The organism is Sulfurimonas sp., assembly GCF_016744025.1.
Lineage (GTDB): Bacteria > Campylobacterota > Campylobacteria > Campylobacterales > Sulfurimonadaceae > Sulfurimonas.
The window spans coordinates 1-12,262 of record NZ_JADGFC010000076.1; the positions used below are offsets into that span (position 1 = coordinate 1).

Annotated in this window: 12 protein-coding genes; 10 read left to right on the forward strand and 2 right to left on the reverse strand. The window is 32.6% G+C overall.

Annotated elements, in window-relative coordinates; genetic code table 11:
* The 7 genes from QZZ48_RS10580 to QZZ48_RS10610 form a co-directional block, all read left to right on the forward strand.
* Positions 1-738, forward strand: a 738-nt coding sequence (locus QZZ48_RS10580) for a PDZ domain-containing protein (protein WP_294965435.1), incomplete at its 5' end; no start/stop codon positions are given.
* A gap of 121 nt (positions 739-859) precedes the next feature.
* Positions 860-1,708, forward strand: coding sequence for a polyprenyl synthetase family protein (locus QZZ48_RS10585; RefSeq protein ID WP_294965438.1), 849 nt, complete (start codon positions 860-862; stop codon positions 1,706-1,708).
* Positions 1,709-1,725: 17 nt separating this feature from the next.
* Positions 1,726-3,645, forward strand: coding sequence for a transketolase (tkt, locus tag QZZ48_RS10590; RefSeq protein WP_294965441.1), 1,920 nt, complete (start codon positions 1,726-1,728; stop codon positions 3,643-3,645).
* A 67-nt stretch (positions 3,646-3,712) separates the two neighbouring features.
* On the forward strand, positions 3,713-3,862 hold the full coding sequence (locus tag QZZ48_RS10595; protein WP_294965444.1) for a hypothetical protein: 150 nt from the start codon (positions 3,713-3,715) through the stop codon (positions 3,860-3,862).
* 110 nt (positions 3,863-3,972) lie between these two features.
* Positions 3,973-5,358, forward strand: a complete 1,386-nt coding sequence (locus QZZ48_RS10600) for a cache domain-containing protein (protein ID WP_294965447.1) — start codon at positions 3,973-3,975, stop codon at positions 5,356-5,358.
* A 9-nt stretch (positions 5,359-5,367) separates the two neighbouring features.
* The gene (locus QZZ48_RS10605) at positions 5,368-6,066 is read left to right on the forward strand and encodes a response regulator (RefSeq protein ID WP_294965450.1); all 699 of its coding nucleotides are present in this window, start codon (positions 5,368-5,370) and stop codon (positions 6,064-6,066) included.
* Positions 6,067-6,106: 40 nt separating this feature from the next.
* Positions 6,107-6,685, forward strand: coding sequence for an acetate uptake transporter (locus QZZ48_RS10610; protein WP_294965452.1), 579 nt, complete (start codon positions 6,107-6,109; stop codon positions 6,683-6,685).
* Positions 6,686-6,695: 10 nt separating this feature from the next.
* On the opposite strand, the gene QZZ48_RS10615 is transcribed toward QZZ48_RS10610, so the two are convergent.
* On the reverse strand, positions 6,696-8,249 hold the full coding sequence (locus tag QZZ48_RS10615) for a nitroreductase family protein (RefSeq protein WP_294965453.1): 1,554 nt from the start codon (positions 8,247-8,249) through the stop codon (positions 6,696-6,698).
* A 366-nt stretch (positions 8,250-8,615) separates the two neighbouring features.
* Between QZZ48_RS10615 and QZZ48_RS10620 the strand changes: the two genes are divergently transcribed.
* Genes QZZ48_RS10620 through QZZ48_RS10630 form a run of 3 tightly spaced genes read left to right on the forward strand, consistent with a single transcriptional unit; the run spans position 8,616 to position 10,560 of the window.
* Entirely contained in the window at positions 8,616-10,055 is a 1,440-nt protein-coding gene (locus QZZ48_RS10620; protein WP_366755928.1) for a protein adenylyltransferase SelO, read from the forward strand.
* Positions 10,052-10,225 carry a hypothetical protein gene (locus QZZ48_RS10625; RefSeq protein WP_294965456.1) on the forward strand — a complete coding sequence of 58 codons (174 nt, stop codon included), beginning with the start codon at positions 10,052-10,054 and terminating at the stop codon, positions 10,223-10,225. The genes QZZ48_RS10620 and QZZ48_RS10625 overlap by 4 nt, the downstream gene beginning before the upstream one ends.
* A gap of 59 nt (positions 10,226-10,284) precedes the next feature.
* Positions 10,285-10,560, forward strand: a complete 276-nt coding sequence (locus tag QZZ48_RS10630) for a hypothetical protein (RefSeq protein ID WP_294965459.1) — start codon at positions 10,285-10,287, stop codon at positions 10,558-10,560.
* A gap of 381 nt (positions 10,561-10,941) precedes the next feature.
* Here QZZ48_RS10630 and QZZ48_RS10635 read toward each other — a convergent pair whose 3' ends face one another.
* Positions 10,942-12,195, reverse strand: a complete 1,254-nt coding sequence (locus QZZ48_RS10635) for a glutamate decarboxylase (protein ID WP_294965461.1) — start codon at positions 12,193-12,195, stop codon at positions 10,942-10,944.
* Positions 12,196-12,262: the final 67 nt, after the last annotated feature.

Sequence of the window (12,262 nt, forward strand, 5' to 3'; positions counted from 1 at the left end):
GCATCTGTAAATAAAAAAAGAGCTATTGAAGGCAAGATTATAAAGAGACAAATTGGTCTTAATAGTTTTGCTACATTTAGTGAAAAAGTACTTGCTCCATCTCTTCTTACAAATAGCTGTTGTGCTCTAGAGGGAATTGTAACCTCTAAGGGGATAATTGAGAAAAAATATATAGAAAGATTTTTAAGTAATAAATCAAGTGATTATAGTGATATTGGAATAAGGGTAGAAGATAAAAATAAGCTAGTTATTATTAAAAGAGTAAACCCTTTTATCATAGAAAACCCATTTGTAAAAGGTGATTGTGTCGTTTCTTTAAATGGGAAAAAAGTCAAAGACAGTGCGACTTTTATGAGAAAAATACTGTTTTCTAAAATTGGAACTATTCATAAGATTAAGATAAAAAGAGATTCAAAATATTTTAATATTAAAGTCAAGACTAAAAAGAGATATGGCGGCGGATATTTAAGTGATACTTTTTTAGAAGAAAAAGGAATTTACTTTAGTCCAAATCTTACAATCATAAAAGTATCTAATGAGTTTGATGGTTATGGACTTAAAATTGGGGATCAACTAATTCAGGTAAATGGTAATAAAATAGATAACATAGCTGATATAAGAGAACATATCAGTGATTTTAAATACTTTGCTTCTTTACTTTTTCAAAGAAGAGGCTTTCAATTTTTTGTAAATATAAAGGGTAAAGTTAATACTGAAAATCTGGCTGATTCAGAATAACTTTTCTAAGTTATTGAAGATGCAAAGCTTTTAACTGTAATATTAAAAATAATTGTATGATTTAGTGTAAAACACCATAGAAATTAATAGTCATTTAACTAGAGAAAATATATACTTTCATATGCAAAATTTTGAAGCTTTCTTATTAGAGAATTTACCAACATCAAAGAGTATACACCCTAGCTACGAAAAAGCTATACAACAGATGCTAATCGCTGGTGGAAAAAGATTTAGACCTGCTCTTCTTCTTGGTGTTGTCGGTGCATATAACTCTCTTATGTTAGATGGTGCTAGACATGCAGCTTACGCAGTTGAACTACTACATACTTACTCTCTAGTTCATGATGACTTACCTGCAATGGATGACTCACCTCTTCGTAGAGGAGAACCGACATTACATGTACTTTATGATGAAGTGACAGCAATACTTGTAGGAGATGCTCTTAATACTTACTCTTTTGAAGTTTTAAGCCAAGCACCTTTTTCAGACTATACAAGAGTTAAACTAATTCAAGAGTTGGCAAAAAATGGTGGATTAAACGGAATGGTTTTAGGTCAAGCAATTGATTGTTATTTTGAAAATAAACCACTCAATGTTACAGACATTAAAATTTTACACACAAACAAAACAGCAAAACTTATAGCAGCATCTCTTAAAATGGGAGCTATTATAGTTGGGCGCGAAGAGTTAGGTGAAAAGCTTTATGACTTTGGAATCAAACTTGGACTTCTTTTTCAAATCCAAGATGATATTTTAGATGTTACACAAAGCTCTGAAGAAGCAGGAAAGTTGACAAATAATGACGAAGATAAAAATAGCTTCGTTACTATTTTAGGCCTTGAAGCTGCGATGAGTGAAGCCAATACATTAGCAGATGAACTTAGCAATGAGTTGAACGGTTTTGATGATAACTTGCGTGATGAGTTGTCTCCACTACTAACAAAATATATAAACAGACATAAAAACTAAAACAAGGCAATTCAATTATGAGTAATGTAATGCGTCAAAAAATGGCAAATTCAATAAGATTTTTAGCAGCAGATATGGTTCAAGCGGCAAATTCAGGTCATCCAGGTGCACCAATGGGTCTTGCAGATATCGCTGTAGTATTAAGTGAGCATATGAATCACAATCCTAAAAATCCAGATTGGTTAAACCGTGACAGATTAGTTTTCTCTGGTGGTCATGCAACAGGTCTTATTTACTCTCTTTATTATCTTTGGGGATATGGTTTAGAAGTACAAGATTTAAAAAACTTCCGTCAACTTGATTCTAAAACTCCTGGTCATCCAGAGTATGGTCACACAGCAGGTATTGAGATTACTACTGGTCCTTTAGGTCAAGGTATTGCAAATGCTGTTGGTTTTTCAATGGCTTCAAAATTTGTTGGCTCTCAGGTAAACTCAGAGACAGCGCAATTGATTGATCATAATGTTTACTGTTTATGTGGTGATGGCGATTTAGAAGAGGGAATCTCTTATGAAGCTTGTTCTATTGCGGGACATAATAAACTTGACAATCTTATTCTTATTTATGATTCAAATCGTATTACTATTGAGGGCTCAACTGATTTAAGTATATCAGAAGATATTCGTGGTAGATTTGAGTCTCAAGGTTGGGATGTTTTAGAGTGTGATGGTCACAATTTTGATGAGATAGATTCTTCTATAACTACTGCAAAATCAAATACTAAACCAACTATTATCATTGCTAACACTGTTATTGCAAAAGGTGCTGGAGAGTTAGAAGGTTCTCACCATGCTCATGGTGCTCCTCTTGGAGACGATGTTATTGCTCAAGCTAAAACAGACGCAGGCTTTGATCCAAAGAAAAAATTCTTTGTTGATGAAGATGTTATGCTTAGATTTAGATGTGCTATCGAAGAGGGTGACTTAGTAGAGCGTGAGTGGGTTCACTCTCAAAAGACACTTCCTTTAATGGAGCAAAATGAAGCTCTAGCAGCACTTCAAAATCCTGATTTTTCTCGTATTGAATATCCAGCATTTGAAAAAGCTGAGGCTACTCGTGGTACTAATGGAAAAATTATGAATGCTATTGCTAAAGGTATTCCGAGTTTCTTAGGTGGTTCTGCTGACCTTAGCCCGTCAAACAAAACAAACTTAAACGGCATGGGTGTTTATCCAAAAGGTAGAAATATCTACTTTGGTATTCGTGAACATGCTATGAGTTCTATTGTAAATGCGATGGCACTTTATGGTCCACTTATGCCTTTTTCAGCTACATTCTTTGTATTTTCAGACTACCTAAAACCTGCTGCTCGTATCGCTGCACTTACTGGTATCCAGCAGTTCTTTATCTGGACTCACGATAGTATCGGTGTTGGTGAAGATGGTCCAACTCATCAACCAATTGAGCACCTTTCACAGTTCCGTTCACTTCCAAACTTCTATGTTTGGAGACCAGCTGATGGTGCTGAAAATATTGTAGCATGGAAAGTAGCTCTAGAGATGAGTAAATCTCCATCTGCATTTGTATGTTCTCGTCAAAACTTAACAGTTCTTCCAACACCTGCTGCTGGAGAGATTTCAAAAGGTGGTTATCTATTAGCTACTGATGAAAATGCTGTTATTACTCTTATGGCATCTGGAAGTGAAGTTGAACTAGCTCTAAAAGTTAAAGAGACACTAAATGGCATGGATGTTCCTGTTAATGTTGTATCTGTTCCTTGTTATGATCTTTTACTAGAGCAAGATTCTGCTTATATTTCTTCTATCATTAGAGAAGGAACTAAAACAGTAGCTATCGAAGCTGCTCGTGGTTTAGAGTGGTACAGATTTGCTGATACAGTTATTAGCATGGATAGTTTTGGTGCATCTGCTCCTGCAGGTCAGTTATTTGAAAAATTTGGTTTCTCTGTAGATTCTATTATAGAGAAAATAAAGTAATTATAGTATCAACACTCTATATCATATAGGGTGTTGATACTATCTTATAAAAAAGAGAGTTATTTTCATGAGAATCATATTAATTGTAATATTAATAGATGTTTTCATATTTGGAACATCTTTAATATTTGTTGGCAATGAACCTAAGATAATTAAAAAACAAAATCAAGAATACCATATGGATAGATACGGATACTATTGGAAAGTTCACGATTAGAATAGGCTTTTTTTCTATTTCAACTTTTATATATTTGTCAGTATAATACTCCCATGCAAAGACAAAATGAAAAAAAATTATTAAATATAATCAAATTAGTTCCCCTACTGATGCTAGTTTTTTTTTCAATAACTACAACTACATTAATGATTCAATACAACAATAAACAGCTTCTTAAAGAGATAAAATATCTAAAAAATAATTATATAAATTTACAAAAAGAGATAATAAAAAAAGAAGTCCTAAAAGTTCATGCCATGATTAGTTATGAGTATGAAAATCTTAAACATCTAATAACTAAAGAAGATATACTTAAAAAAATTGAATCCATGAAATATGATAAAGATGGTTATATATTTATCATAGATTATGAGGGAAATTTTTTGATAAATATAGAAAAAAGCTTTATTGAAAAAAATCAAATAAACTTAAAAGATGAAACTGGTTTTATGATAACAAAAGAGATTATTAAGATTGCAAAAGAAAAAGAGGGCTATCTATCTTATATAGGTTTATTTGGAACTCACCACAATCAAAGTGAAAAAATATCTTATATCAAAGGCTTTGATACATGGAAGTGGGCAATAGGATATGGCTTTCATCCAAGTGATATAGAACCTAAAATATTAAAAAGAAAATTAGAACTGCAAGAGTTAAACAATGAGTTAGTAAAAAAAATCTTGCTTACCAATATACTATTGACTTTTATCTTTGTTATATTTTTTATACTCTTTTCAAAAAACATTCAAAATAGGTTTGATAATTATCAAAAGAAGATACGAAATAAAAAAGAAAAAAATAGACAAAAGGATGAGATAATATTTCATCAGTCAAAGATGGCAACAATAGGTGAACTGCTAAGTATTATTTCACATCAATGGAGGCAACCACTTGCACAGATAAACGCAGTGACTCTTGATATGTATATGGATCAAAAGCAAGATAAACTTGGAGAAGTAGAACTTAAAAAGGCTATCTTAGATATAGAAACAACTACTCAATATTTATCCAATACCATAGATGATTTTAGTAGGTTTTTTGTTCAAGAAACACATAAGGTTGATTTTTCTCCTAATGTGGCTATACAAGAATGTCTTAATATACTATCCCCTTCTCTAAGACATATAGAGATAAAAGTTAATATTCTAAGAGATGTAAAAATAAATGCATATATAACACTTTATCAACAAGTCATCCTTACAATAATAACAAACTCTATAGATGCCTTCGCATCTCAAAATATTATTAATCCCAAAATTGAGATAGATATTGATAAAAAAGACAATAAATCACATGTCAGCATCTCAGATAATGCTAATGGGATTAAAAGTGAAAATATAGCTAAGGTTTTTGATTTGTATTTTAGTACTAAAAATGATAAAAAGGCGAATGGTTTAGGCCTATATATAGCTAAAAAAATTATTCATAAAAATATGGGTGGTAATATTATGCTGGAAAATAAAAATGATGGTGTTACATTTACAATAAGTGTTTAAGGATAAATAATGAAACAAAGTCAGTTCTCAATACTTTATGCAGAAGATGATGAAAAAATTAGAGAAAAATATGCAAAATTTTTAAGACTTTATTTTAAAAATGTTTATGAGGTTAGTAATGGTCAAGAAGCTTTAGACTTGTATGCTAAACATAAACCAGACCTTATTATTCTAGATATTAATATGCCGATAATAAATGGACTTGAGGTTGCAAAGAGTATACGAGGGATTGATGAAAAGACTCAACTTATAATACTAAGTGCTTATTCAGATAAAGAAAAACTACTTGCAGCTACTGAGTTGATGCTTACAAAATATCTAATAAAGCCAATACAGAGTTTTGAACTTGAAAAAATAATACTTAAATGTATCAATAATCTTCAATCTCGCGAAGATAAAGAGAGCCTACTATATTTAGATGGTGATTTTATATGGAACAAAACACAAAGGACTCTATCTAAAGATAATATTATTTATAAACTTACGCAAAAAGAATTGTTGTTACTAAAACTATTTTCTTCAAAACCAAATTTTACTTTTTCAAATATGAATATTTTAAACTATGTTTGGGAAGATGATATACAGAGTGATTTTAATACCAATAAACTAAGAATAGTCTTTTCTAAACTAAAAACAAAACTCTCTTTTAACCTCTTTTGCTCTATATATAACGTAGGTTATAAGATTAATTTAAAAAGAAACATTTGAGAAACATTGTTCCTATATACTTTTTGCAAAAGGGGAAACAATGATTCAAGCAACAACACACACAACACAAAAAGACTTAACAGCAAATCCTGCACCATTAGGTTTAATGGGCTTTGGTATGACAACAGTTTTACTAAATATGCATAATACAGGACTCTTTACATTAGGTACAATGATCTTAGCGATGGGAATCTTCTATGGAGGATCAGCACAGATAATCGCAGGACTTATGGAGTGGAAAAAAGGTAATACTTTTGCAACTACTGCATTTATATCTTATGGATTTTTCTGGATTACTCTAGTTAGTTTAATGTTAATGCCTAAACTTGGTCTTGGTATTGCACCAGATAACTCTGCAATGGTTGCATTTTTAGTTATGTGGGGAATATTTACAGGAGTATTGTTTATAGCTACACTAAAACTATCAAGAGCCTTACAGGTTGTGTTTGGATTAACAACAATATTGTTTTTTTTACTTGCTCTTGGAGATGCATTGCATAGTCCACTTATTAAGCAAATTGCTGGTTTTGAGGGTATTGTTTGTGGAGCATCTGCTATATATACAGGTCTGGCACAGGTTATAAATGAAGTATATGAAAAAGAGGTTCTTCCTCTTTAATCATAACTTTTTACTCGTAGGCAGGTCGAGTCATAATACGGCTGTCTACATAACCACGTCCTAGAGTAAAGTGGTATAAAATCTGATACTTATTATTTGTAAGTCCAAGTAATGTATGCATATCATCATCTAAAAAACATCCAATTCCCGTTCCAGAGAGTCCCATAGAAGTAGCTTCAAGATAGAGTTGTTGACCTATAACTCCACACTCCCAGTAAAGTTCTTTATATCTATGTGCTCCATATTTTTCTATCTGACTTGTAAAATTACAAAGCATACCAAGACTAAATGCCCCATCACTTGCTATATCTTGAGAACAACTTATGACTTTAGAGTTAGTGCTTAGATCTTTTGTTTGAAGTAAGAAAAGTTGTTCAAACTCTGTGTCAGTCCAAGAAAATGTAGAATCCATTTCTCTTTTTAGCTCATCTATATCTCTTGCATTTCGTACTAAAATATATAAACCTGATTGATAATCCTCAACTTGATGTACAAATATACTTAAGTGAGCTGAGTTCTCCTTTGCATCTAGAGAACCGGCAACACTAGAGAGAATATTGTGAAACTGCTCCTTTGTAATAGTAGAAATATCTTTTTGCATTACATGAATACTTCGTCTGTTTAGAACTACATCTTTAGATTCTTTACTAGGAGTTCTTATTATTTCATTTTTTTGAGTTTTTGCCTGAGGAATTTGTTCTTGTGAGGTAGCTTCTTCTATTGCCGGGATAATATCCCACTTTTGCATTGATGAACTTAGTCTATTTGCTATACCTTCAAACTCTGTAGGAATATCTTTTATCATTTCATCTATGTTTAGTTCTGATTTTACATCTTGGGGTGAAATGACAAAAAGCATATCCGGAGTTTCATCTTCAAAAAATTTACTCTTATGAGTTAGTCCTAAAAGCAAAGAAATATCTTCATCACTTACACTATCTAGTCTTGTAACTTTCCAGCCAAGCATCTTCGCTGATACTACAATTGCTTGCCAAGCATGACCTGCATCTAACTGAGTGTAACGAAATGCACGCTCTCCATATTTCCAAGCTTCACGCCATGAGATGCTTGATAGTCCTAAAATAAAACTATTATCAGGCAATTCATCCCAAAATGATGTCTCAAAACTTGCGAGTTCCTCTAATGAATGATCTTTTGGTCTGTAATGAAAGAGATTACTCTTGTTATTTTGCTCTTTGCTAATAGGAGGAAGAACAAGATAAGACTCCGTAGGATGAAGGTTTCCACTAGAAGCGTTGCATCTAACCGCCCAAGAACTATCACCAGATTCTTTGTAAGCAGCAATTCCCATGCTAAACTGTAAGAGCTGAGATATAGACTCTTTCACAAGAGGAGCTGATGGCAACTGGGCATCTAAGAGATGATAAGGTGGAGTTGAGTTTTGCATTGCTAAAGGTAGTTTAATTTCTTTAACTCCATTGTAAACTCTAAAGGGATCAGGTTGAGTAGACCAATCCATGTAACCAAGTGAGCGAGCATATTTATGTTGAGCATGTTTTGTAGTTTCGTGGTAGTTATATACCATCTGCAATGATTTATTCATATAAGCAGTTTAATCAAGGGCACCTCTAAAAACCCTTAAAACCTCAGAGTAAAAAAGAGGTATAAGATTGTATATAACTTTTTTTGAGGTATAGCCATAGCTATGACGATGAAAAATTATGTGCAAGATTGTGCCTCTTTTTTACTCCCTACGGGCGATATAGCAGATAAGCTACTACTTCGTTGAAACCACTTGAAGCTACTTGTAGCTCCTGCGTAGTTTCGCCTTATATTCGCATATCTGCTATATCGCTGAGGAAATAAGGTTTTTTAGAGATGCCCTAAGCTATTCTTAAATCGTACTACAGAAAAAAGTTGATATTTTTTATATAGGTTTTTTTAATATGGCTAATGTTAAAAGATAGGTATGAAACTTTCACAATTAAAACTCACAACTCCATATAGAGAACTTGACCCAATATTCTTTGATGAAGTAGAACCGACACCGTTAAAAAAACCTTTTCTTATCTCTGCATCTAAAGATGCTGCAAAACTTTTAGGAGTAGATGAGGATATAACTAAAGATGAAAATCTAGTAAATATACTAAATGGAACTTATAAATTGGAAGGCTCAGACACATTTGCTATGTGTTATGCTGGTCATCAATTTGGACATTTTGTGTATAGACTTGGAGATGGACGTGCTATAAATCTAGGCAAGGTAAATGGACAAAACTTACAACTAAAAGGTTCTGGACTTACACTCTACTCTCGCATGGGTGATGGCCGGGCAGTTTTACGCTCATCGATTCGTGAATACCTAATGAGCGAAGCTATGCATGGTCTTGGCATCTCAACTTCACGAGCACTTGCTCTTATAGGAAGTGATTCTGATGTTACAAGGGAGAGAAGAGAAAAGGGCGCAATAGTTCTTCGTCTTTCTCCTACTTGGGTTCGCTTTGGTACATTTGAGTATTTTAACTTTAGAGGCGAGCATGCAAGAGTTCAAAAACTTGCAGACTATGTTATAGATGAATCCTTTGCTCATTTAAAAGATGTCGAGGGAATGTACGTAAAAATGTATGAAGAGATAGTTAAAAATACAGCCGTAACTATTGCTAGATGGCAGAGTGTTGGTTTTAACCATGGAGTTATGAACACTGATAATATGTCAATAGATGGTAGAACTATAGATTACGGTCCTTTTGCATTTTTAGATGATTACGAGTCTGGATATATTTGTAATCATACTGACGTAGATGGTCGTTATAGTTTTAAAAATCAACCAGGAATTGCTCACTGGAATTTACATAAATTAGCAGTGGCACTTTCGTCTATTGTAAATCAGGACAGAGCATTAGAGATTTTAGATAAAACTTTTGGTGATACTTATGAAGAAGAGTATCTAAGTATCATGTATAAAAAAATGGGACTTTATACCCAAGATGCAAAGGACATAGAATTTTTTAAATGGATGTTAGGTTCACTAGAGAGCGCGACTATAGACTATACAAAGTTTTTTAGAACACTATCCATTTATGATGGAGATAAAAAAAGTATCTTAGAGATGGCAGTATTTCAAACACCGCTTAGTGAGTGGCTAGATGCTTATGATGTAAGACTCAAATTAGAGAATATATCTACAAAAGACAGACATACAAAGATGTTAAGCATAAATCCAAAATATATTTTGAAAAATCATATCTTACAAGAAGCTATAGAAAAAGCACAACAAGGAGATTACTCGATGATTGATGACTTACTAATAGTCGCGCATAAGCCATTTGATGAACATAAAGATTTAGAACATTTTTGTAAACTAGCTCCATTAGAATCTAAAAATATCAAGCTAAGTTGTTCATCATGAAAGAATACAAAACTATAGAAATACTAACACAAGAAAATGAAAAACTTGTAGAAGTTGAGTTGATGGTAACTCCAGAGGAGTTAAAGACTTTCGCAACTTATTGCATTGAAAACGATATTAAGTTTAATGACTGGATTCGTAAAATTGCATATGAGAAGTTGACTGATTAGTTCGATTTATTCTCATTTTTAAATTAAGTCTATAATAGAGATAAAAATAAAGAGATTAAATGAATATTGAAAAATTAACTATAGGTCCTTTTGTAACTCATGTATATGAAAATGGTGTTTTATTGAGAACATCAAGAGCAATGAGAAAAGAAGTAAGGTCCATTTTTCAAGGTAAGAAATCAACTCTTACATATTTTGTAGCCTTGTTCTTTGTGATTGGTTCAGCTTGTTTTATAATTGCTAGTATTATGAGTTTAGCTGCAGTTTTTTCTATTTTTATAATTAATACTATTTACTTTATCGGTTCTATTTTTTGCATGGTTAGAAATTTATAAAGATAGAAGTATAGAGTATTTTAGAAGTAGCACTTGGTGGATTATTTGGTTAAATAATTTTGGATCACTACTTTTTGAAGTATCAAGTATAGCTAGTTTTGTTTATGCAAATTCCGAATTAGTTAATGAGACTATGGCTCTTTACTGTACACTTTTTGGTGGAGTATGTTTTTTTATTGGAGCATTTTTATTAACAATAGAGATTAGAGATCAAACTAAAGCTCTCTAACAAATTTTCAATTCAGCAGGGGTTGGTGATGTACTTTTACCTTTAGTTTCATTTTCCAATTCTTTAATAGCTTGAGCGATATGCTCAACCAAAAGAGTTGCTAAATCATAATCAAAACCCTCTTTTGCTACAATTCTTAAAATTGCAACATCTTAAGCATTTGCGGGAAGTGTATAAGCTGGAACTTGCCAACCATGGTAACGAAGTTTGTCCGAGACCTGATAAACATCATAAGACGCTCCATCTTTTAACTTAAAAGCTAAAAGTGGCATTTTGATATCTTGTATAACCGACTCACCAATCCCAGATGAATCTAGTCTTTCTTTTAAGTACATGGTTACATCAAAACAGGCTTGATGTATTTTTCTATATCCTTCAAACCCTAAACGAATACAATTATAATACTGTGCAATAACCTGACTACCAGGACGTGAAAAGTTAATTGCAAATGTTGGCATATCTCCACCTAAATAATTTACATGAAAAATCAGCTCTTGGGGTAAGAATGACCAATCTTTCCACATAGCCCAACCAACACCGGGAGCTACAAGACCAAACTTATGTCCAGATACATTAATAGAATTTACCCATTTTAATCTAAAGTCCCATTCTAACTCAGGGTCTAAAAATGGAGCAACAAACCCACCACTTGCTGCATCTACATGAATAGGGATATCATAACCTGTCTCTTTATTGTAAGCGTCAATAAGTCGGTCTAATGTTTTAACATCTTGATACTCACCTGTATATGTTGTACCTAAAATTGCAAGTACACCCATGGTGTTTTCATCACATAACTCAATGGCTTTTGCAGGATCAAATTTAAACCCATTGTCTGGATTCATATTTACAGTTCTCATCTCTATGTCCCAGTAGACACAAAACTTTTCCCAACATACTTGAACATCAGAACCAACAACAAAATTTGGTTTTGTTGTATCTTTACCCAAAGCTTTTCGTTTAGCTCTCCAGTTCCATTTCATAGCCATTCCACAAAGCATCGCTGCCTCACTAGAGCCAATTGTAGAACATCCACAAGCTTCTTTGTCTGAATTTGTGTGACCATGAAATAAGTTAGCAAGCATATTTACACAACGCATTTCAATTTGTGCTGTTTGAGGGTACTCATCTTTATCAATCATGTTTTTATCAAACGTTTCATTCATGAGTTTGGCAGCTTCTGGTTCTATCCATGTTGTCACAAAAGTTGCCAAATTGAGCCTTGAGTTTCCGTCTAACATAAGTTCATCATGAACAATTTGATAAGCATTTCTTGGTGACATTTCTAAACTTGGCATATTGTACTTAGGGGAAGATTTTCTCAAACCACTTGCACCAAATACAGGGTCATTCTCTCTTAATAAAGATGCATTAACATCATCTTCATGTTTTCTTTTATGTATCATATTTATCCTTGTTTAATAAAAATATCTTTAAATTGGAAAACTATATTTTACATTATAACTAATTGTA